Source organism: Streptomyces sp. M41(2017) (genome assembly GCF_002078175.1).
Lineage (GTDB): Bacteria > Actinomycetota > Actinomycetes > Streptomycetales > Streptomycetaceae > Streptomyces.
In genome coordinates, this window is sequence record NZ_MWFK01000002.1 from 126,882 (window position 1) to 148,653 (window position 21,772).

The window sequence follows — 21,772 nt, forward strand, 5'->3', positions numbered from 1 at the left end:
GGGTGCGGTGTTGTGGGGTGCGGGCCGGGGGTGGCGTCCGGTGGGGGGTGGTCAGGGGTGGGGGCGGGCGGCTGCGGCGAGGCGGTGGGCGAGGTCGTCGGGGTCGGTGGTGGTGGTGTCGAGGACGACGGCGCGGGGCCGGTGTCCGTCGGCGGCGGCGAGGCGGGCGAGGGTGCAGGCGGCGACGCCGTCTCCGCAGAAGGCGGCCAGGACCGGGCGGCCGGTGCCGGGGCGCAGGTGGGGGGCGAGTGCGTCGTAGGCGGCGCGGGCGGCCGTGACGGCGTGGGCGCCGCCGGCGGGCAGGGGGGCGAGCAGGAGGAGGTTCTCGGGGCCGGGGTAGGCGCGGGCGATCCGGTCGTAGAAGGCCCGGGTCCTGCCGGGTGCCTGGAGCAGGGCGAGGGTGGCGGCGCGGGGGTGGGCGGGCGGGCGCAGCACGGCGGGCGGGGGTGGGCTCTCCTGCTGCGTGGCGGGGACCGGGCCGGGGGCGGGGTCGGTGCCCAGGTGGGTGAGGAGGGCCAGGACGTCGCCGAGGGTGGTGCCCGGGCCGGCGCCGCGGGGGAGCTCGCGCAGCAGCAGGGCGGCGTGGGCGAGGAGTTCGGTGATCTCGCAGAAGCGGGCCTGGTCGTAGGAGGCGGTCAGGACGAGGCGGTCGCCGCTGTCGTGGTGGGCGGTGAGGGTCAGCGGGTAGGCGGTGTGGGCGCCGAGGGTCTGGGGCGGCTCCACCTCGATGCCGTGGGCGGCGAGTTCGGCGTCCAGTTCGCTCAGGGCGTGCGGCAGGGTCTCGAAGGTGAGCAGGGTGTCGGCGGGCGGGGCGGGGCGGCGTGTCCAGGCGTGGATCTGGCCGGCGGTCACCCATTCGTAGGCGGCCTGGTCCAGGCAGTGGTCGCGCAGGTGGGTCATCAGCTGCGCCACGGTGGCGTGCGGGTCGACCAGGACGGACTGCGGCAGGGGGCCGGCCAGGGCGCCGGGGGTGCGTTCGATGCCCTCGAAGAGGATGCCGCGGCCGGCGGTGGTGGTGGCGAAGCGGACGTGGCAGGGGCCCTCGGCGCGGCCGGCACGGTAGAGGAGCAGGGACCACACGGCCTGCAGGGCGGTGGACTCGCCGCCGCCCCAGCGGGCGGCCCAGTCGGCGAGGCGGGCGGTCTCCTCCTGGGTCAGGCGCAGCCGGGAGCGGCCCTCGGTGCGGTGGGCGGTGTCGGTGAACAGCGGTGGCACGCGCACCGCGTCGGTGGCGTCCGCGCCGGCGTCGGTGTGGGTGAAGAAGTCCTTCGCCGCGGTGGTGTCCTGGGTGGCGAGCCAGGCGGTGTAGTCGCTCATGTCGGGGCGGCGCTGTCCGCCGGGCAGTTCGCCGCCGGCGAGGTAGGCGCGGTAGAACTCGCGGACCAGCAGGCGTACCGACCAGCTGTCGAGCAGGGCGTGGTGGTAGGTGAGCAGGACGCGGGCGGGGCCGGTGCGGGCGAGGTCGGCGGCCTCGGCGCTCTCGCCTCCCAGGAGGGTGACGCGCAGCGGGGCGGGGCGGCGGGGGTCGATGCCGCGGCGCCGGTCGGAGGCGACGAGGGTGTGCCATTCGGCGCTGTCGTGCGTCAGGTGGACGACCTGCGGGTCGGGCCGGTCGTGGACGATCAGGGCGTCTTCGCTCTGGTCGTCGAAGGCGGTGCGCAGCACTGATTCGCGGGCGAACACGGAGTGCCAGGCGGTGGTGAAGCGCACGACGTCCAGGGGGCCGTGCCAGTCGAAGGAGGCCTGTTCGACCTGGCGGCCGGGTCCGGGGTGGGCGTCGGCGGCGGCCAGGAGTTCGCGTTGCAGCAGGGTCGCGTCCTGGTGGCGGGTGGTGAAGGCGCCGCGGCCGGCGCGGGTGAGGAGGTCGGCCAGTGCGCCGAGGGGGAAGTCGGCCGGATCGGGGCCGTCCGTGGTGGAGAACCGCACGGTGTGCCGGCCCGGTCCGGGCCGGTCCAGGTCGGTCTTCCAGGCGCGGGCGTCGGGGTGGCGGGCGGTGATGGTGTCGAGGGCGGCCTCGATGCGGGTGGCGGGCAGGGGGCCGCACAGTTGAAGGACAGGGGCGGCGCCGGGTCCCAGGTCCACGACGACGGTGATCGGCTCGCGCTGCGGCAGCCGGGCGAAACGGTTCGTGGTCATCGGCAGTTGGGAGGCACGCGCCGATGAAGCCCCCTCCCCCTCTCCTCACGAGGCGCTGCCCAAGCATGCGGCAGCCCCCCGACAAACCTCTGACACCGCCCTGACACCCCACTCGACCCGCCCCGCGCACGATGCGCCCGGCCCACCCGGGGGGAGGGAAAGCGGACGGGTGTTGGGGCCCGGCACCGGCACCGGGGGCGGGGCCGTGGAGCCCGGGTGCCGGGGTGCCAGGGCGTGCGGGCTGGGCGTGAGGCCGGCTTGGTACTGGGGCCCGTGGGTGTGGGGCGCGGGTGCCGGTGCGTGGGGCTGGCGCGCGGGGCCGGGGCGGCGCGGATGGGGGTGGCACGGGTGGGGATGGCGCGGGTGGGGATGGCGGTCGCTGCGGCGCCGGCCGAGGTGCGGCGCGGCGATGCGCTGCCCGCCAGACCGGGCGCGGGCCGGACGGGGGCGGGGGCAGATCACGGGGCAAGGGTGGGACGGGCCGGGGCGCTGGGCGGGGTGGAGCGGGGCGGGGTGCAAGGTGGGGCGGGGCAGGGGTGGGGTCAGGCAAGGTCGTCGCGGGTGATCCGGCGGTGGGCGGTGCGCCACGTGCCGTGAGCGCGGACCAGCACGTCCTCCATGACGCACACGTACAGCACCTTGGAGCTCGCGCCGGGGGGTGTGGCATGGGTGAGGGCGGAGCAGCGGGTGTGCAGGGTGCCGTCGGGCCGGGGCCGGACGTCGAGCATGCCGACCCAGTGGTGCAGGCGGCTACCGGCCCGTCGCCGGCGATCCGCCGCGGCGCGGGCGTAATGGGAGAGGCCGGCGCGGGCCCGTAACGGGGCGGGCAGCAGAGGGAGTTCGACAACGGCGTCCTCGGTGAAGGTGGCCGCCCAGCCTTCTTCGACGCCGCCGTCGGCGTCGGCGTCGGCGTCGGCGTCGGCGTCGGCGTCGGCGTCGGCGTCGGCGTCGGCGTCGAGGATGCGCATCTGGTGCGCGTAGAACTGCTGCACCTGTGCGTACAGGGCGGCGAACTCTTCCCTGTGCGGGGCGTGTTCGGCGGTCGCCATCAGTTCGACGGTCATGGTCCTCGGCCTCCTTCTGTCCGGTCCTGGACAGTCTTTGAGGCGCGGCTCGAGCATCCTTCGAATACTCCTCGAGTGAGGGAGCCGACGGTGGGAGTCACCAGGGGGTGGTGGCGAGCGCTCCCTGCTTCTCGGGTGTGAAGAGCGGGACATGAGGGTGGAGGTGTCTTTGATGTCTGGTGAGCGTGTGCGGCGCCTGCGGCATTCGGCGGAGGTGGCCGCGCCGGCCGAGGTGGTCTACGCCCTGCTCGCGGACGCCGTGCGCAGGCCGCTGTACAGCGCGGGTGTCGTGCATGTGGAGCGCATGGACGCCGAGGGGAACCGGGAGCGGCTGCGGGTGTGGGAGCACGCGGGCGGCCGTGTGCGCTGCTCGCTGTGGGCGCGGGTGGCCCACCCGGGCGAGCTGCGCATCGAGTTCTGGCGGTTGAGCGGCGAGGCGCCGATCGCGTCGATGGCCGGGCAGTGGAGCGTCTCGCAGGCGGCGGGCGGGCACGGGTGTGTGGTGAGCGTGGTGCACGAGTTCACCGTCGCCGCCGGTTCCCACGGGGCGCAGGCGGCCCGGGCCGCTCTGGCCGCCGGGGACAACGCCCGCAGCGCGCTGCGCAGTGTGCGCAGGATCGCGGAGGGCCGCGGCGCCTCGCGGCAACGGGTGCTGAGGTTCCAGGAGTCGTTGCGCATCGAGGGGCCGGGCGAGGTCGTCTACGACTTCCTCTACCGGGCCGGCGACTGGGCCGGCCGCGTACCGCACGTGCGGCACGTCGAGCTGAGCGAGGTCTCGCCCGGGATCCAGTGCGTCGACTACCGTCTGCGGCTGCCGGACAGCACGGTGCGCGCCACGCGTTCGCTGCGGCTGTGTTTCCCGCACGCCGGGCGCATCGTCCACAAGACGACCACGCCCTGGGCGCCCGTCGCCGCGCATACCGGGGAGTGGTCGGTCCTGCCCGACGAACACGGGGTGCGTGTGATCGCCGAACACACGGTGCTCCTCGACGAACACGCCACCCCGCCGGACGGCGCATACGCGATCGACGGCCAGGAGAGCACAGAGCCGTCCGGCACCACCACGGCGCCGCCCTGGGAGAGTGCGTATGCGCCGCCCGGCCGCAGTGCGACGCATGTCCTCGCCGGGATGGAGGAGTTGAGCGGGCGTCAGGAGGCGGGGCCGGAACCGCTACCGGGGCCAGGTCTGGGATCGGGGTCAGGCCTGAGGCCGGAGACCGGCCGGGAGGCGGCGACCGGCAGAGGGTCGGAGACCGGCCGGGGACAGCGGCGCAGCGCGGACTCGCCTGCTGGGCCCAGCTCGAAGGCAGGGCCGGCGCCGGAGGATGGCCGGGGGCGGACCGTGCGCGGACCTGCGGGGCAGGGGCATGGGTCGGTGCAGGAGGACGGCGGGATGCGCGGCGCGGATGAGGACGGCGGGATGGGCGAGCGGGTGCGGGATGCCATCGGACAGGCTTCTCGCGTGATCCTCGAACAGGCCGCCCGGCAGGCCGAGTCGGCGGTGCAGGCACTGCCACGGCGGTAGCGGGGACGGGCCTGCCGAGGCTTTCGGCTCGCGTGCGGCCGGTGCCAGGCGCCGTCACGGTTGGCGGGTGCGTGACCGTCCCGGGCGGCGGGTGCAGCGGCCGTACCGGGTGGCGGGTGCGTGGCCGTCCCGGGGGGGGCCGGTTTCGGTCGGTCCCGGGTGGTGGGTCAGGTGCCGGTGAGTTCTTCGATCACGGGGGCGAAGGTGTCCATGGCGTTGTCGAGGACCACGATGTAGGACAGGCCGAAGCGTTCGCGTTGTTCGCGCAGTTGCTCGGCGATCTGTTTGACGGTGCCGAAGAGCATCACCGGCAGGGTCAGGCGGTCGTCCTGCGACACCTCGGGGTGGATCTTGGGGAGCCGGTCCGCGGCAGCCCGCCGGTCGTCGGTGACCTCGACGTGGTGGATCAACACGTTCCGTTCGGCGGGAGTGGTGCGGTGGGCGGCGAAGTGTTCGTAGGCGGCGACGCGTTCGTCGAGCTGGGCGGGGGTCAGGGCGTTGAGGATGCCCTTGGCGTAGCCGGCGGTCGCGGTGAAGGCGGCGATGTCGGCGTGCTCGGCCATCAGGCGCAGCAGCCGGTCGCCGTTGCCGCCGATGAGCAGCGGGGGGCGGGGCTGCTGGACGGCGGGCGGGGTGTGTGCGGGATCGCTCAGCAGCCGGTCGAGTTCGCGGACGGTGTGCCGCAGGGCGTCGATGCGGCCCCCGGGTGAAAGGAACGCGAGGCGGGCGCGTTCGTGTTCGGCCTGCGCGTAGCCGGCGCCGAGGCCGATCTCGAGCCGGCCGCCGGTCAGGGCGTCGGTGGTGGCCACGTCCCGGGCCAGCAGCGCGGGGTTCCAGAAGCCGGCGTTCAGGACGAAGGTGCCGATCCGGGGGCGTTCGGTGGCGTGTGCCGCGGCCGTCATAGCCGGGAACGGGGAGACCATGCCCAGATGGTCGGGGACCAGGATGACGTCGTAGCCGAGCAGTTCGGCGCGCCGGCACCGGTCCCGCCACTGCACGCCCCCTGCCGGCTTCAACATGTTCACGCCGAAACGAAACGGCCTGGTCATGTCCGCCCCCCTCAACTGTGTTGTTCCGCCTGTGTGTGCCTGGCGCCGACCTGCCTGTGTGGCTGCCGGCCGCAGACTTTTGTGTGTCCGGCGGCGGGTGGCATGTGCTGTGCCGGGTGCGCCGCCGCGGTGACCCTACCCCAGCGCCGGTGTCGTCAACGGGCCTTCCGGGAGGCTGCTTTGGCCTGATCACAGCGGCCGTGGAGGCGAGTCCCGCGCCGCTGATGCCGGTGCCGGTGCCGGTGCCGGTGCCGGTGCCGGTGCCGGTGCCGGTGCTGGTGTTGGTGCTGGTGCTGGTGTTGGTGTTGGTGCTGGTGGCGGCCGGGGGTGTCAGGCGGCGTAGAGGTCGAAAGTGGAGGTGCGGCGCTCGCCTGCGGTCACGTCCAGGGCGGGGTCGACGGTGAGCATCATCTGGTGCAGGCGCTGCAGTTGCGGTGAGGGTTCCACACCGAGTTCGTCGATGAGCTGTTTGCGCAGTCTGCGGTACACGTCCAGGGCGGTGGCCTGGCGTCCGGAGCGGTAGAGGGCGACCATCGCCTGGGAGTGCAGGCCCTCGTGCTGGGGGTGACGGGCGATCAGGTCGGTGAGTTCGGCGATGAGTTCGCCGTGCCGGCCCAGGCGCAGGTCGGCGTCGATGCGCCGCTCGACGGTGACCAGGCGGGACTCCTTGAGCCGCATGATCTCGATGGAGAGGATGGATCCGGCGCGCACGTCGACCAGGGCGGGCCCGTCCCACATGTCCAGGGCGTCCCGCAGGAGGGCGGCGGCCTGGCCGTCCTCGCCCTGTTCGAACGCGCGCTGTCCGCCGGCGACGAGCTGCTCGTAGCGGTGCAGGTCGACGGCGTCGGCGGGGATCTGCAGGACGTACCCGCCGTGCCGGGTGGCCAGGACCTCCTTGGCGTTGCCGGGGGCGTCGGGTCCCATGGCGGTGCCCAGGTGGCGGCGCAGCTGCAGGACGTAGGTCTGCAGGGTGGTCATGGCGCTCTGCGGCATGTCGGTGCCCCACAGCTCTTCCATGAGGGTGGCCACCGGCACGATCCGGCCGGGATAGAACGCGAACAGGGCAAGGAGCTGGCGCGGCTTGCTCGCGGTGGGCACGATCGAGACACCGTTGACGGTGGCGCTCAAGGGCCCCAGAACCTGGATCTCCACGGTTTCCTCCCCGTACTCCATCGAGTGGCGGCCGTGCCGGCACCCCGTCGTAGTCGCAGGGGGCGGCCTTGGCCTTCGGCACGCTAGACCCGTTTTCGGCCGCCGCCCGGATTGCTGGACCCGCCCTCAAGCAGCCCTCTACACATCCCGCGACCCGCTACCGCACCCCCCACACCGCAGGGACTAAGGACCGAGCGCAGGCCGAACGCAGGCCGAGTGCGGACCGAGTGCGGACCGAGTGCGGACCGAGTGCGGACCTGTATCCGGCAGGCCACGGACACGCCGGAGGCGTGCGCCGTGGACGGGCACGGGCGGACCCGTCGGGCGGGCGGCGGCAGAGCGCCGACCGGCACGCGGGAGACCCGGGCGGCCGGACTGCGGGCGGAGCCGTGCGGGTGGGGCGGCGGGCGGAGTCGTGCCGGCTGAGCCCGGGTGGAGCCGTGCGGGTGGACGGTGGGCGGGCCAGGGGCCGGCCGCGGGTGGATCAGGGGTCAGGCGCCGGCGGTCAAGGGCCAGGCCCCGACGGGTCGATGGCCGGCCCCGCCTGGGTCGGGGCAGGGTGCGCGCGGGTCGGGGGACTTGAGAAGGCGTGCAGGCCGGTTCGAAAGCCGCTGGTGGTGGCGCCCGCCGTGGGCGGGGTGCGGCTATCGTCCGCATTCCCGGCCCGCCGCGACAGGGCACGGCCGGCGGGCGCCGGGGGGCGGCTGCGGCCATCGGGCCGGGCCGGGCCGTTGGGGAGTGACTCGTCGATGGAGTGGCCATGCACAGGACGCAGAAGCCGCAGCCGCAGCTGCGGCTGTTCGTGTTCCACCACGCCGGTGGCTCGCATCTGGCCTACCGCGACTGGCCGGCCCGTTTCCCGGCCGGCTGGCAGGTCCACCTCCCCGACGCGCCGGGCCGCGGCCCCCGGGACGAACGCCCCGCACTGCACGACACGGACGCCCTCGTCGACCACCACCTGCGCACCCTGGGCGACACGCTGACCGGGCCTTTCGCGTTCTTCGGACACAGTCTGGGCGCGGTCGTCGCCTACGAGCTGACCCGCCGACTGGTCGACGAGGGCCGCACCCCGCCCCGGTGGCTCGGCCTCTCCGCCCGCGACCCCCTCCCCGCCCTCCCCCACCCGAACCCCCGTCCCCACCGAACGGCCAACCCGCCGAACCCCAACGCCAACGCCACCGGCACCGGCACCGGGACAGCGGGCACGGCACACCCGCCGTACACGCCCGCTGCCCTCGCCGCGGCCGATGCGCCTGATGCGGCACGCACGACAACCGCCACCGGCACGGCCGTCACGACGTACGGGGCGGGGACGGCGTACGCGATGGGAGCGGCGTATGCGGCGGGGACGGTGTTGGGGGCGGGCGCGGAGCCGCTGCGGGACGCGCAGGGCGCCGCGGGCACGGGCACCGTGCAGGGCGCCGCGGGCGCGCAGAGCATGGCGGGTGTGGCGGGTGTGCGGGATGCCGTGGGCCCGGCGGGTGGGGGGCGGCATCTGCTGTCGGATGCGGAACTGCGCCGCGAGGTGGCGGCGATGGGCGGCACGCCGCCCGCGGTGCTGGATCATCCGCAGTTGTGGGAACTGTTCGCGCCGGTCATCCGCGCGGATCTGCGGATCAATGAGACCTGGCGCCCTGGGCCTGCCGCCGCCCCGCTGCCGGTGCCGCTGTCGGTGTTCGGCGGCCGTCACGACCACATCGCCCCGCCCCATCTGCTCGGCGGCTGGGCGCAGACCTGCGACCCCTTCCTGGGGATACGCCTGTTCGAGGGCGGCCACTTCTACTTCCAGGACCGCCTGGCCGAGGTCACCCGGCACATCCAGGAGGACGTACGGCGCGCCCTGCTGCACTCCCACGCCCCGTCCCCCTGCGCGGTGACCTCATGAACACCCCCGCCGGCCACGGCACCACCCTGGACACCCCGCCCGTGCACGGTGACCCGACGGGTCCCCCGCCGGTGCGCGGCGCCCCGCCAGGCGACCACGCGGAAACAGACCGCCACAGCCCCCCAGGGACCCTGGCCGCTCACGCGCACGCGCACGGCAGCCCTGCCGGCGTCCGGGCCGGGCGCAGCGCGACGCCGGGGATCCCGGCCGGGCGCAGTACCGCGGCGGGCATCCCGGCCAGGGACAGGGACATGCCGGGCGTCCGGGCCGGGGACGGTGGGGCGGTGGACGCCCCGGCCGGGCCCGGTCACAACATCCCGGCGCGGGGGCACGGTGTCCCGGCGGGTGTGCGGGCCGGCGGGCAGGGGGCCGGTCACGGGTGTGGCGGACCCGATCCGGTCGACAGTGCGGGCGGTGGGGGCGGCCGGTGTGTGGCGGGCGCCGGGCGGGTGATGGTGAGCGAGTTCCGGCTGCTGGGCCCGGTCACCGTGTGCGACACGGCGGGAGGGGTCATCGCGCCCAGCGGTCCCAAACAGCGGGCGCTGCTGGCCACGCTGGTCCTGCACGCGGGGCAACTGCTGTCCGTGGACCGCCTGGTGGAGGAGTTGTGGGGCAGCGCGCCGCCGGCGAACGCCTCCAACGCCCTGCAGGCCCACGTCGCCCGGCTGCGCCGACTGCTGCCCGCGCCGGGACACGAGTGGATCAGTACCCTGCCCACCGGCTACCTGCTGGCCCCCGGCCCTGCCTCGACCGACGTGGCCCGCTTCACCCGCCTGTCCGGCCAGGGCCGCGCCGCGCTGCCCCACGACCCCGGCCAGGCGGCGCAGCTCCTGCAGCGCGCCCTGTCACTGTGGCGGGGCCCGGCCCTGCAGGACAGCCGCCACGGACCGCTGTGCACGGCGGAGGCCGACCGTCTCGAGGAACAGCGCCTGACCGCTCTGGAGGCCCTCTACGAGGCGAGCCTGCAGTGCGGGCGCTCCACCGGCATCACCGCCGGCCTGGAACGCCTGAGCGCGGATCACCCACTGCGCGAACGGTTCTACGACCTGCTCATGCTCGCCCTGTACCGGGGCGGCCGGCAGGCGGAGGCGCTGGGCGTCTACGAACGCGCGCGCCGCCACCTGATCACCACCCTGGGCATCGAGCCCGGCCCGGCTCTGCGCGCCCGCCTGGAAGCGATCCTCAACCACAGCCCCACCCTGACCCCACCCCCGCACCAGACCCCGCCCCCGTCCCTGCACCAACACCCCTCCCCCACCCCCCGATCACACCCCTCAGGCCCTCCCCAGCTTCCGGACCCGGCCGGATCCAGGGGAGACCGTACGGACCTGATGACGCCCCCGACACCGGCCTGCACCGCGGATCCACCGGCACTGACACCCCTGACACCTCTGACACCTCTGACACCTCTGACGGGTCCGGTGGCTTCGGCGGGCCTGACGAGTCCCGCGGCTTGCGCAACCTCCGCGGGCCTGACGGGTCCTGCGGCTTGCGCACCCTCCGCGGGCCTGACGGGTCCGGGGGCTTCGGTAGGCGTTCCGGGTCCGGGGGCTTCGGTAGGCGTTCCGGTGGGTTCTCCTGGCGGAGCCGGGCTGTTGCCGGATGCGGGGGCGGTTTGCTCGGACCTGACGGGCTCCGCGGGTCCGACGGGCTCCGTGGGTCCGACGGACCTAGGAGGTTCGGCAGGGTTCGCGGATCCGGCCGGTGTGGCGGGTTCTGCCGATCTGGCGGGCGAGTTGGCGCACCTGCGGGCCCGGATCGAGGAACTCGCGCGCGATCAGGAGGACTTGCTGCGCAGGATCCAGCGGGAGCAGGCCGTCCGCTAGCCCGACGGCCGGTCACCACCCGGCCGCGACCCGCCGGTCGGACAGACGGCGCGCGCCCATGACCGGCTGCGGCACCACGCGGCGCACCGGGCGCCGGGCGCCGACGCGCGACGGACCGTCGGGGGAATCCCGGCGGGTCAGGGGAAATCCCGGCGGGAGCATGTTGGGCTCACCCCAGCCCCAGCCCCAGCCCCAGCCCCGGCCCCGGCCCCGGCCCTGGACGGGCGGAGCCGCCGCGCCGCGAGCGCAGGACGGGGCAGACATCTGACAGGCGGCGGGACACTGGCAGGCCCCGACGGACCTGCGCCCTGCACACGCCTGAGGGCCGAGGCCGGAACAGACGGGCAACGGAGTCCGCCGGTCCCCCCGGGACCTGCCGGTCGGGGACTTGCCGGTCGGGGACCTGCGGAACGTGCTGGTCTACAGGCCCGCGGGGGGCTGGAGGTCCGCGGAGGCTGCTGGTCCCCCAGACCTACCGGTCCGCAAGTCAACGGTCAGCGGTCAGCGGTCAGCGCCTGCCGGTCCGTTAGTCAGTGGTCAGCGCCTGCCGGTCCGCGGGGGGCCGCCGGTCTGCCGGGTCTGCTGAACCTGCCGACCTGTGCGGGCTGTTGGTCTGGGGCAGGGCGGCTGGGCGGCTGGGTGCAGCGCGGCGCCCCGCCTGTCCGGGGCCGGTCTGCGGCGCCTGGGGAGGGGGCGGGGCGAGGGCTGTAGGCAGTGGTGGGAAGGGGTGGGGGCGGGTGAGCCGGATGGCCGGTGCCGGTGCACGGGCGGAGAAACGGTCGGGGCGGCGGGGTTGTCAGTCGACGCGTACGAGGCGGTCGCGGGAGGCGCCGGCCAGGGCTTCGGGCCGCAGGACGCGGGCGGCGGGGGCGGGTGCCTCGGAGGTCTCCAGGATGGCCCGCTGCAGCCGGCGCAGTCCCGCGGAGGGCTCCAGGCCCAGATCGCGGACCAGTGCCTGGCGCAGCCGCTGATACACGCTCAAGGCCTCGCCGCGGCGCCCGGAACGGTGCAGGGCCAGCATGAACTGGCCGTGCAGGTTCTCATGCGTGCGATAGCGGCTCACCAGCACCGTCAGCTCGCCCAGCAGTTCACGGTGGCGGCCCAGCCGCAGGTCCGCCTCGATGCGCTGGTACAGGGCGCACAGCCGGGTCTCCTCCAGGCGGCGCACCTCCATCTCCAGCTGTGCGCCGGTCTGCACGTCCGCGAGCGCCGATCCGCTCCACAGGGACAGTGCCTCACGCAGCAGCCGGGCCGCGCCCGCGAAGTCCTCCGCGTCCATGGCCCGATAGCCCATCCCCGCCAGTCGCTCGAACTTCTGCACGTCGCTCGAACCGCCGCCACCCCGCAGCAGATAGCCGCCCGGCGCCGTCACCAGCACATCCTTCGCCGACACCGACACCCTGTCCGGCGAGGCGGGCTCGAGTTCCGCGGAACGGGCCGCGCCCGCCTGGAGAGCCGCTCCGATCAGTTCCCGCAACTGCAGAATGTAGGTCTGCAGCGTGGTCCGCGCCGAACGTGGCGGCCGCTGGCCCCACAACTCCTCGATCAACAGGCCGACCGGCAGCACCCGGTCCACATGCAAGGCCAGCAACGCGAGCACTTTGCGCGGCTTGGGCGCCGTCGGCATCACCGCGACCCCGTTCACCCGCACACCCAACGGACCCAGAACATCGATATCCACGCCGTATCCCCCTGCTCGTGTGTGGCCTGCATCTCCAGGCAACCCCAGTAAAAAACCAGCACTCCGGTTTGTCAATACCAGACCGGCCATGCTGTTTCTTTACCCTCCCATCCATTCCTCGAGCACCCCTAAAGCCGCAGGGAATCGACCCCCAAGCGCCACAAACCCCCTCACCATCAGCACGATTACTGACGTAAGTGACGAAAACCCCGCCTCCGTATGGCAGTTCTCAAGGGAAGCCCGGATCTCCGGTCCCCCAATAAACAGCCAACACGGTCTGTTAGGGGGTAGGTCTCGACCTCGCCCCCCACACCCCACCGCACCAGCCCCCGGCCGACCGGAACGCGCCAATCCACCCCACCACCCGGGCAGTCCGCCCTCCCCCGCACGCAGCACCGGCGGCACCGCCAGCACCGCGGGATGCCGCTTCGCACCGGCCACGAAAGGCGCTGGCGCACCCGGCAGTCCGGACGGATGGCCGCACGCCGTCACAGCCATCCGTCCACTGCACGCCCGCCTGCGCATGGCGAGGCCGACGGCGCGGACGAGAGTCACCGGTGAAGCCTGCTGGGCGGCGCGTTCGACCATGCACGCCGCGAGGACGGTGGAGGCTCACGAGCGGAGCCGGAGCCTGCACCGTCACTACATGACTCTTTATTAATCTAGTGATACCTTGTGGTCATGACTGAGATTGCGATCAGTGCCGCCCGTTCCCAGCTCGGCGACCTCGTCCGCCGCGCCGCGCACAACCGGGAGACCATCGCCCTGACCGACCACGGACACATCGCAGCGCTTGTCGTCTCCCCTCAGCTCCTGGAGGACTACGAGGACTCACTGGCCGTGCTGCAGTACGAACTGCGCACAGCCCGGGGCGACCAGAGCGGCCGCCTCTCCCTGGCCCAGGCCCGTGAGGAACTTCTGGGCGAGGACACGACCGCGTGAGCTATCGCATCGAGCTCGAACCGGCTGCACTGAACGCCGCCGCCCGGTTCCTCAAAGAGGATCCCGTCGGACTCAAGACCGTCTTCGACGCCCTTGACGCCTTGGCCCAGGAACCGCGTCCCGGAAACAGTTCGGCCTTCGGGGCCTATCGCCGCCTGCGCATCGGGCCCTACCGGGCCCTGTACGAGGTGGACGACGAAACGGTCCGCGTCATCGTCCTCCACCTGGGCCGCACCCAGGCATGAACCACAACAGGTAGCCCCCGCCGCGAGCGGCGCCCCACCTCACCGCCCCGCAGCACCGTCCGCACCCGCCCGTCAGCCCGCGGGCCGGGCCGGCACCCGCACCGGGTGCCGGCCTCCCCCTCACATGGACGGCGTGCGCCTGACCCCGTGATCCACCGCCACCGGGACGGCACTCGCAACTCGCAGCCCCACAGACGCAGCAGCGCCGGGACACGGCCACTGCAACGGTCTCGGAACCGACCGGCAGCAAGCAGGGGCCACAGCCAGGGCCTTCGCCGCGGGCGGCGCGACGACTGCCATCCCCGCCGTCGGCCCGGGCACGATCGCGAGGGAAGGCGGGGGCTGCAAAGAACATAGCGCGCTTTTGCCGTAACTCGGTCGCGAAACAGCGGAGTTGGTCTTGACGCGTTCTTAACGGGGCCTCGGTGCGGTGGAGATGACGCCACAGCCGGCCCGGGGACGCGGACAAGGGGGTGCGGCCCCGGCGGGACCGGTCGCGCAGGGGCGGCCGGATGCCGGACGGTGTCCGTGCTCCGACGGGAAAAGGGGAGGCCGCCCGGGCCGGCCCCCCGGCCGGCGGACCTCTCTTGCGAGGCCGGGTCACCCGCGCCGGCTCGGGCTGCCGGGAGGTCTGGGATCATGGCCGGGCAGCACATTGGGGGATGTGGCCCCTGCGGGGGCGGTCCGGTGCGAACCGGCCGTCCTCTTCCCTTCCAGCAAAGAAACCGCCACGCTGGTTTTATAGTTACCTGCACTGTGCAGCAGCCTTCTCCGAGGAGTCCCCCGCATGAAGCAGCAACGTGCCGTCCGCACCCGTGACGCGCTCATCCGCTCCGCGGCCGAGACGTTCGAGAGCCGCGGCTACGTCCAGGCGAAGCTCGCGGAGATCAGCTCCCGTGCCGGGGTGAGCGCGGGCGCCCTGCACTTCCACTTCCCCAACAAGGCCGCGGTGGCCGCCACCGTCGAGTCCACCGCGGCCGCCACGCTGCGCCGCGCGGCCCGGGCGGCGCAACTGCCGGGCATGAACCCCCTGCAGCGCCTCACCGCCGCCTCGCACGCGCTGGCCGGGGTGCTGCAGGCCGACGTCGTGGCGCGAGCGGGTTTCCATCTCAGCTGCCAGACCAGGCACCGCACGGGAACGGACCTGCGCGCCGAATGGCACACCTGGGTCGGCCGGCAACTGGCCGAGGCCGAAACACAGGGACTGCTCGCCGAGCACGTACGGGCGCACGATGTCGCGGTCGCGGTCACCGCCGCGACCACCGGCATCGAAGCCATGGCCGGCAGCGACCCCGGGTGGCTCTCCCCCGCCGCACTGACCCGGTTCTGGCACTTCCTCCTGCCCTGCCTCACCCGGCCCGAAGCACTGGCCACACTCCACAACGACCCACACACACGCACCGCCTGACACCCCACCACCCGGCACAGCCCGGATACGACCGCGCCCCAACGCCCCAACGCCCCACGGGCGGCGGGCGGCGGGCGGCGGGCGGCGGGCGGCGGGCGGCGGGCGGCGGGCGGCGGGCGGCGGGCGGCGGGCGGCGGGCGGCGGGCGGCGGGCGGCGGGCGGCGGGGCAGGATCCGAACGCCGCTCCGGTCGCCTTCGCCCGCGTTCCTTCGCGCGGCAGCCGCACACGCACCACCGCGGCAGACGTCCCCGGGCGGCGTGTCCCCTGCCCACCCACCTGGGGCAAGGCGAGGGGTGAGGCAGGAGCCAGGACGGCACCCCGCCACCGCCCCAGCCATCACGGGGGCGGAGCAGCGCACCGTCACCCGGCCGCCCCCGCGGAAAAGGGGCTGTCGGCGCGCACCATCACCGCCCGGCCCCGCCGGGGGCCCGGACCGCCGCCACCGCTGCCCCTACCGCTGCGCTGTCCGTTCAGTCTCGGGGCGGTCGGCGTCACCGCGACCGAGCTGCCCCGGTACAGCAACGGTCGGCGCGCGCCATGACGGTCCGGCTCCGCCCGGGGGCAGAGTCCGGGCCGCTGCCACACCGGCGGCCCGGCCCGGGGGACGGGGCCCAGGGGGACGGGGCCCAGGGGGACGGGGGCAGCCCACCGCCGCCACTGCTCGTCCGGAACGGCCCACGGTCACCACCGCCCGCGCGGGGGCAGCGTGGTGACCGCGCAACCGGGCCCTCGGGGGCGGGAGTTGCCGGCGCGTGCCCGCATTCCCGCCCGTCCCGGGGTGGGCAGGGGCGGGGGCGGGGCGGGCGCGCGCCACCGGTGACACCGGTGTCACCGGTGTCATCGGTGTCACCGCCGATCCCCCGAGCGTGCGCCCGGGGTGGGGGTCAGTGCGCTGCCGGCGAGCCGCCCGGGTGCAGGGCTTCGCGGGCCGGGGGCGGGACGAGGGCGGGCAGGAGCAGTGTCCACAAGCGGGTCAGCCGGTGCGGTGCCAGCCACAGCGGATCCTGCGCGCCCAGCACCTCGAAGCCGACCGTCGCCGCGACCACGACGGCCGCCGCGTCTGCCGGCGACACCCCCGGCATCAGGGCGCCCCGTGTCCCGGCCGCGGCCAGCGTCTCGTGCACCCAGCCGCTCCACACCCCCCGCAGGCTCCCGCCCACTTCCGGCCACCGGCCCGGGCCTTCGCCCGCCGTACCGCCGGCGCCGGCCACGCGCCCGGAAGGCCCTTCCCCCACGGGGCGTTCAGGTGCCGGGCGCTGGGCGCCCGCACGGTCCAGGGCGAATCCCGCGCGCAGCACCACATCGTCGGCGAGGCCGCGGACGAGGGCGTGGGTGGTGTCGATGAGCTGCTGCACGTCCCCCACCCGATCCCCCCGGACCCCACCCGCGGCGGCGGCCGGGCCGCGGGCCGGGGGTGCGCCGGCGGCGCGTTCACCCCGCCCGCCACGCGCCGCCCGCGTGAGCCCATCCCCACCCCACCCGCCACTGCCCCCGTTCCCGTCTCCGCTCCCGCTACCTGCGCCGCTGCCGCTGCCGTTCGTGTGTCCGTTCGGGTCGGCGGGGGCGGGTGCGGGTGCGGGTGCGGGTGCGCCGGTGATCTGCCGCAGCCGTGACAGGGCGGTGCGGGTGACGGCGTCCGCGAGGTCGGCCTTGGTGGCGAAGTGGAAGTAGAGGGCGCCGGCGCTGACCTGGGCCTTCGCGGTGACGGCCGCCAGTGACGTGACCTCCTGGCCGTCCCGGTCGAAGAGGTCCGCGGCCGCCTCGATGAGTGCCTCGCGGGTGCGCACGGCGCGTTCCTGTCGGGTCATCACGGCTCCGTCGATGTACTGGGAGGGGCCGCGCACACACGCGGCCCAAAGATCATCGGGCCTCGTCCTCGAGAACCGCTCGAGGCCGCCCGGCAACCCCCTACAGACCCCCTCCACCCCCCGCCCCGACCAGCCGGGGCACCAACCGGGCAAACACCCCCGCCCAAGGCCGGCCCGCCCGCCGCCCGGACGGCGCCGCCCGTCATCACGCACCGCCCGCCCCGGCCGCTCATGGGGTGGTGCCTGCTGGCCGCCGCGAACACGCCGGCCAGCAGGCAGCAGCCCATGAGACCGGAAAGGAACACGCGCCCGCCGCCCCGCCCGCGCTAGCGTGGAGCCCGCGCCCAGCACCCGTTCCGGCCCCACCGGCCGGAAGGACACGCTCCATTTCACGCCAGCCGGCAGTGCACCTTCAACGCTAGAAACTAAACCGGTTGGTCTGTATGTTGAGGCATCTGAGGCGCCCGGTCCGGTCCGGCGCATCATCTCGTTGCCACCCAGGGGGATCAGACATGTCCACGAACACGTTCCACCCCGCAACAGGCACCTCGCACCGCATAACCACCGGCCGGCCGCCGGCCGACACCCGGGCGGCCGCACCCGCCCCGCAACGGCTGACCTGCACGGTGCCCAAGGAGTTCGTCCACCGGGCCGCCCTCGCCGAGGTCCTGCTCACCGGCCGCACCCGCCTCAGCGACAACCGCTTCCAGGTCACCGCCCAGTGGCCCCGCAGCCACAGCTTCTACACCCCCATCGGGGGAACCCACCACGACCCCCTGCTCGCCGCAGAAACGATCAGGCAGGTCGGATTCCTCCTCCCCCACGCCGAGTTCGGCGTCCCCATCGGCCACCAGTTCGTCATGCGCACCTTCCACCTGCAGGTCGACCCCGCCCACCTGCACGTCGGCGCGACCCCCGCGGACCTCGACATCGACGTCACCTTCCACGACGTACGCACCCGCGGCACCACCCACAGCGCCGCCCGCTACGAAGCCGTCATCCGCCGCGCCGGCCACATCGCCGCCACCGGCAGCTTCACCTACACCTGCATCACCCCCCAGGCCTACCGCCGCCTGCGCGGCAACCACGGCCACCTCCACACCCCCCTCACCGCCCCCCTGCCCCCGCAGAACGTGGGACGCCTCTCCCCCACCGACGTCGTCCTGTCCCCCACCACCACCCCCAACACCTGGCAACTACGCGTCGACACCCGCCACCCCGTCCTCTTCGACCACCCCGTCGACCACGCCCCCGGCATGCTCCTCGCCGAAGCCGCCCGCCAGGCAGCCATCGCCACCACCGGCACCACCACCCCCCTCATCCCCACCGAAATCCACAGCACCTACGACCACTACGTCGAACTCGACACCCCCTGCCACATCCACGCCCGCCCCCTGCCCACCACCACCCCCCACCACCACCACGTCGACATCACCGCCACCCAGAACGGCAAAGAAATGTTCCACACCACCCTCACCACCACCCCCCTCCCCTAACCCCCAACCCCCAAGCCCCAACACCCGGCACCCGGCACCTGGCACCCGCTCACGCCCCAGCACCCCACACCCCGCCACTCCGGGCACTCCGGCACCCGCGCCCGCACCCAGCCCGGAGCCCGGCCTCCACAGCCCGTAGCCCGGAACAAGGCACAGCGGAGCGGAACGAGGAAGAACGAAACCGGGCGAAGCCAAACCGGGCGAAGCGGCACGGGGCGAGGCGAACCGAAACGTGGCAGAACGGGGCGAGGCGAAGCGGAACCGGGCGAGGCGAAGCGGCACGGGGGCAGGCAGGGCGGGGCGACCCAGCAGACCAAGCCACCCCGAACACCCGGCACAACACCGCCGGCCCGCCCCACCCCGAAGACCACGAGCCCGCCCCCCAGAAACCACACCCCGCGCAAGACCACAGAACCGCAGCCGCCACGAACACAGGGCCGGGGCCGGGGACCAGCACGGGCGCGAGGCCAAAGGCGGGCGCCTGTCCGGACACGAGCCGGGACAGGAACGGCAGTTCAACGCCGAAGCAAGACCGAGGGAGCCGGGAGCAGAGCCCGCGGGCGGGGGCCCGGGCACGGCAGCCGGGGCCGGGCACTGGGCCGGGGCCGGGCACTGGGCCGGGGCCGGGCACTGGGCCGGGGCCGGGCACGGGGGCGAAGGCCGGGGCCGAGTGCGGGCACCGGACCGGCAGACGGCGGCCCGGGACACCAAGCGAGGCCGGGACACCAAACGAGGCCGGCGACCAGGCCCCGCCCGAAGACGACGGCAAAGGCAGGCCCGGAGACGCGAAGCCGCAGGCAGGGGCAAAACCCGGGAGCAAGCCACCGGGCGCCACACAAGACCAGGACGGCGGCCAAGCCGGATATGAAACGGGGCCCCCAGGTGCGAAGCCAACGCGCGGGCGTCAGACCCGAGGGACCGGGCCAGGACCGGGCCGGAGACCGCAACTCCAGGAACGAGCGCGGATAAGAAGAAGACGCCCAGCACACGGGGAAAGCCACACCCCCCCGCCGCGAAGGGCGACCGGACGGACGCGCACGCACCAGAGCCGCACAAGAGGGCGCCGGGCCCAGCAGACCGGGACGGACACGAAACCGCCGCCCACCCCGCAACCCACCACCCGTATTACCGCCTTGCGCCGCCACGCACACCGTGGGCTGCCGTGCAGACGACAGAGGCAGACGGCAGACGGCGAGTGGGCGGAGTGGGTCCACCCCGCCCAGACCTTGCAAGCGCCAAAGCCCTGAGACAGGACTGAACTTTCCTTTCCGGCAACGGTGTTCAAAACGGAGTAACCCCGTCACACCAACCCACCGCCACACGACCCCCACCGGCCACACCTAGAGCACAGACGCCCCCCGCCATCGAACTTTATGAATAAACCCCTACATAGCCACCCACACCCACCAAAACACACAGCACACACACCAACCGGCCCCACCCCCCACCCCCTCACCACCCCGATCACACCCCCGCGACCCCACGACACCCCCCACCGAAACCGCTAAGATACAAACCTGACGGTTTCTTTTAAGGGCGCCTCCCCAGGCACCACAACCCCGGAGGCGACACCCCATGGCCAAACAAGACCGCGCCATCCGCACCCGACACACCATCCTCGTCGCCGCAGCCTCCGTCTTCGAAGAACGCGGCTACCAAGCCGCCACCATCACCGACATCCTCACCACCGCCGGCGTCACCAAAGGCGCCCTCTACTTCCACTTCCAATCCAAAGAAGACCTCGCCTACGGCGTCATGGCCGCCCAAGGCCGCCACATGGGCACCGTCCCACCCCGCACCTGCAAAACCCAGGAAGTCGTCGACACCGTCCTCCTCCAGACCTACCGACTCCAAAAAGACCCCATGGTCCGCGCCGGCGTCCGCCTCGCCATGGACCAACAAGCAACCGAACTCGACCGCGGCACCAGCTTCCAAGAATGGAGCCACGGCATGACCACCCTCCTCACCCAAGCCAAACAACAAGGAGAACTCCTCCCCCACATCAACCCCACCGACACCGCCGACCTCCTCGTCGGCGCCTACGCCGGCATCCAAGCCATGTCCCAAGCCATCACCAACTACACCGACCTCGACCACCGCACCACCACCCTCCTCACCCACACCCTCCCCAACATCATCCACCCACCCATCCTCACCACCCTCAACCTCACCCCCCAACGCGGCAAAGACACCTACACCGAAATCCAAAACAACCTCAACAACACCAACGAACCCGGCACCGACGGCGAAAGCATCAACAGAAACAGCAACAACATCAGCGAACCCCAAACCGCCAACTAACCCGCCCCCGCAGCACACCACCCCGACCACCCCCAAGGCCCGCCGGCGACACCACCGCCCAGACACACAAAACAGCCCCACCCCGCCCGACCCCAACCCGACCGACGCCCCCATCCGAAGCTGAAGCCGGCACCGGTGGCGGACAGTCAAGCGGCCCCGAACACCCGCAACTCCGCAACCAGCCCCGCACCCCAGGCCATCCCAGCGCCGGACAGGACGGCCCGGGCCCGCCGGTACTCGCCGCGCGAGGTGATCCGCGTCAACCTGGTCGTGATCGACCACTCGTACACGGGCATCGCACGCACCAGCTACGAAGGCGCCGAGCGGCTGGCCTCCAACCTGTTGCTGTGGCCGTACCCCGACCAGTCGCCCTCCGACTGCTCCTGGCGCGACGCCACACGCATGCGCCAACGCATCCACCCCGGCACGGGGATCCCACCATGACGGACCTCGAGGAACCAGTGGAGGCACGACCCTGGCGGGAGGGCGTCGACCCGAAGCCGACAGCCAGCGTCAGGTCCTCGCCCATCAACAGATCGACGAGAAAAGAAACGCGATCCCGGCCGTCGGCGCCCACACTGCACTCGGCCTGCGCATACTCGACGTCGACTCACCAATACGCCCCCACGGGGCAAAACCAGCGTTGAGACACATTTCGAGAGTGCTCGAAATGCTGGCACCCCACGCTTTCCCACCGTCATCGTTCGTATCGCCCAGCCGCAGCCGAGGAGTTCACCGACCGCGGCCTGCAGAACGAGCCGACACAAGGGGGAACACGCGTGATCGTTCCGGTCCGAAAAATGCCTGGGCCCACTCGCATGACAGCAGTCGCCATTGGCGCGGCATCCACCGCACCGTCCGCGAGTCCAGTCTTGGTACTGGTACAACGCCACCCGCATGCGCCGCCGCAGCTACTCCGACGCAGGGCTGCGACCGTGACGGCTCTCGACGATCCGGTCGAAGCACGGCCCTGGCAGGAGCGCGACGGCCAGGCGCCGACGGGCCTGGCCGCTCACCGACCCGCCCGCCCTGTGGGTACGCCAGAACGGCAGCTGGAGGTGCGCGCCCGTGACCGCCCGGCGGGACTGGCCCGACGGCCCCCGCCCACCACGACGGGTGAAACTCGCCCGCCTCCAACGATCCGACGCTGGGGCCGCCGGCAGATGAGGTGAAGAGCCATGTACAGCTGTTGGCTGGCCAAGTCCCCATCCCAGTACGCTCCTGACGCGCAGCGTTGCTGGTTGAGACGGTCG

At 73.4% G+C, this 21,772-nt stretch carries 15 protein-coding genes; 9 read left to right on the forward strand and 6 right to left on the reverse strand.

Annotated elements, in window-relative coordinates:
* Positions 1-51: 51 nt before the first annotated feature.
* On the reverse strand, positions 52-2,136 hold the full coding sequence (locus tag B0675_RS26155) for a condensation domain-containing protein (RefSeq protein WP_081222090.1): 2,085 nt from the start codon (positions 2,134-2,136) through the stop codon (positions 52-54).
* Positions 2,137-2,678: 542 nt separating this feature from the next.
* A complete protein-coding gene (locus B0675_RS26160) occupies positions 2,679-3,200 on the reverse strand; it encodes a nuclear transport factor 2 family protein (protein ID WP_081222091.1) in 522 nt (173 codons plus the stop codon).
* A 172-nt stretch (positions 3,201-3,372) separates the two neighbouring features.
* Here B0675_RS26160 and B0675_RS26165 point away from each other — a divergent pair, with 172 nt between their 5' ends.
* On the forward strand, positions 3,373-4,725 hold the full coding sequence (locus tag B0675_RS26165; protein ID WP_179165434.1) for an SRPBCC family protein: 1,353 nt from the start codon (positions 3,373-3,375) through the stop codon (positions 4,723-4,725).
* A 167-nt stretch (positions 4,726-4,892) separates the two neighbouring features.
* On the opposite strand, the gene B0675_RS26170 is transcribed toward B0675_RS26165, so the two are convergent.
* Together B0675_RS26170 and B0675_RS26175 are read right to left on the reverse strand one after the other, a co-directional pair.
* Positions 4,893-5,774 carry a TIGR03621 family F420-dependent LLM class oxidoreductase gene (locus tag B0675_RS26170; RefSeq protein ID WP_081222093.1) on the reverse strand — a complete coding sequence of 294 codons (882 nt, stop codon included), beginning with the start codon at positions 5,772-5,774 and terminating at the stop codon, positions 4,893-4,895.
* 330 nt (positions 5,775-6,104) lie between these two features.
* On the reverse strand, positions 6,105-6,926 hold the full coding sequence (locus B0675_RS26175) for an AfsR/SARP family transcriptional regulator (RefSeq protein ID WP_081222094.1): 822 nt from the start codon (positions 6,924-6,926) through the stop codon (positions 6,105-6,107).
* A 760-nt stretch (positions 6,927-7,686) separates the two neighbouring features.
* Between B0675_RS26175 and B0675_RS42125 the strand changes: the two genes are divergently transcribed.
* Positions 7,687-8,811: an alpha/beta fold hydrolase gene (locus B0675_RS42125; RefSeq protein WP_241539993.1), complete on the forward strand. Its 1,125-nt coding sequence runs from the start codon at positions 7,687-7,689 to the stop codon at positions 8,809-8,811.
* A 452-nt stretch (positions 8,812-9,263) separates the two neighbouring features.
* Positions 9,264-10,637: a BTAD domain-containing putative transcriptional regulator gene (locus B0675_RS40690; RefSeq protein WP_107482843.1), complete on the forward strand. Its 1,374-nt coding sequence runs from the start codon at positions 9,264-9,266 to the stop codon at positions 10,635-10,637.
* Between the two features lie 796 nt (positions 10,638-11,433).
* Here the strand turns inward: B0675_RS40690 and B0675_RS26195 are convergent.
* Positions 11,434-12,318, reverse strand: coding sequence for an AfsR/SARP family transcriptional regulator (locus B0675_RS26195; RefSeq protein ID WP_081222095.1), 885 nt, complete (start codon positions 12,316-12,318; stop codon positions 11,434-11,436).
* Between the two features lie 681 nt (positions 12,319-12,999).
* Here B0675_RS26195 and B0675_RS26200 point away from each other — a divergent pair.
* From B0675_RS26200 to B0675_RS26210, 3 genes are all read left to right on the forward strand, one after another.
* A complete protein-coding gene (locus B0675_RS26200) occupies positions 13,000-13,260 on the forward strand; it encodes a type II toxin-antitoxin system Phd/YefM family antitoxin (protein WP_081223885.1) in 261 nt (86 codons plus the stop codon).
* Positions 13,257-13,505 (forward strand): type II toxin-antitoxin system RelE/ParE family toxin, encoded by a 249-nt coding sequence (locus B0675_RS26205; RefSeq protein WP_081222096.1) that lies wholly within the window; start codon positions 13,257-13,259, stop codon positions 13,503-13,505. The genes B0675_RS26200 and B0675_RS26205 overlap by 4 nt, the downstream gene beginning before the upstream one ends.
* A 787-nt stretch (positions 13,506-14,292) precedes the next feature.
* Positions 14,293-14,913 (forward strand): ScbR family autoregulator-binding transcription factor, encoded by a 621-nt coding sequence (locus B0675_RS26210; RefSeq protein ID WP_081222097.1) that lies wholly within the window; start codon positions 14,293-14,295, stop codon positions 14,911-14,913.
* An 885-nt stretch (positions 14,914-15,798) separates the two neighbouring features.
* On the opposite strand, the gene B0675_RS42460 is transcribed toward B0675_RS26210, so the two are convergent.
* Positions 15,799-16,722 (reverse strand): TetR/AcrR family transcriptional regulator, encoded by a 924-nt coding sequence (locus B0675_RS42460; protein ID WP_277625255.1) that lies wholly within the window; start codon positions 16,720-16,722, stop codon positions 15,799-15,801.
* A gap of 512 nt (positions 16,723-17,234) precedes the next feature.
* Here B0675_RS42460 and B0675_RS26225 point away from each other — a divergent pair.
* From B0675_RS26225 to B0675_RS41055, 3 genes are all read left to right on the forward strand, one after another.
* Positions 17,235-18,218: a ScbA/BarX family gamma-butyrolactone biosynthesis protein gene (locus B0675_RS26225; protein WP_081222099.1), complete on the forward strand. Its 984-nt coding sequence runs from the start codon at positions 17,235-17,237 to the stop codon at positions 18,216-18,218.
* A 1,575-nt stretch (positions 18,219-19,793) separates the two neighbouring features.
* Entirely contained in the window at positions 19,794-20,519 is a 726-nt protein-coding gene (locus tag B0675_RS26230; RefSeq protein ID WP_081222100.1) for a ScbR family autoregulator-binding transcription factor, read from the forward strand.
* Positions 20,520-20,654: 135 nt separating this feature from the next.
* Entirely contained in the window at positions 20,655-20,963 is a 309-nt protein-coding gene (locus tag B0675_RS41055) for a hypothetical protein (RefSeq protein ID WP_143661108.1), read from the forward strand.
* The last annotated feature ends 809 nt before the right edge of the window (positions 20,964-21,772 follow it).

Excerpts from the sequence above, each read along its gene's own strand:
- B0675_RS26155 (WP_081222090.1), bottom strand. The coding sequence starts at position 2,136 with ATGACCACGAACCGTTTCGCCCGGCTGCCGCAGCGCGAGCCGATCACC.
- B0675_RS26160 (WP_081222091.1), bottom strand. The coding sequence starts at position 3,200 with ATGACCGTCGAACTGATGGCGACCGCCGAACACGCCCCGCACAGGGAA.
- B0675_RS26165 (WP_179165434.1), top strand. The coding sequence starts at position 3,373 with ATGTCTGGTGAGCGTGTGCGGCGCCTGCGGCATTCGGCGGAGGTGGCC.
- B0675_RS26170 (WP_081222093.1), bottom strand. The coding sequence starts at position 5,774 with ATGACCAGGCCGTTTCGTTTCGGCGTGAACATGTTGAAGCCGGCAGGG.
- B0675_RS42125 (WP_241539993.1), top strand. The coding sequence starts at position 7,687 with ATGCACAGGACGCAGAAGCCGCAGCCGCAGCTGCGGCTGTTCGTGTTC.
- B0675_RS40690 (WP_107482843.1), top strand. The coding sequence starts at position 9,264 with ATGGTGAGCGAGTTCCGGCTGCTGGGCCCGGTCACCGTGTGCGACACG.
- B0675_RS26200 (WP_081223885.1), top strand. The coding sequence starts at position 13,000 with ATGACTGAGATTGCGATCAGTGCCGCCCGTTCCCAGCTCGGCGACCTC.
- B0675_RS26210 (WP_081222097.1), top strand. The coding sequence starts at position 14,293 with ATGAAGCAGCAACGTGCCGTCCGCACCCGTGACGCGCTCATCCGCTCC.
- B0675_RS42460 (WP_277625255.1), bottom strand. The coding sequence starts at position 16,722 with ATGACCCGACAGGAACGCGCCGTGCGCACCCGCGAGGCACTCATCGAG.
- B0675_RS26225 (WP_081222099.1), top strand. The coding sequence starts at position 17,235 with ATGTCCACGAACACGTTCCACCCCGCAACAGGCACCTCGCACCGCATA.
- B0675_RS26230 (WP_081222100.1), top strand. The coding sequence starts at position 19,794 with ATGGCCAAACAAGACCGCGCCATCCGCACCCGACACACCATCCTCGTC.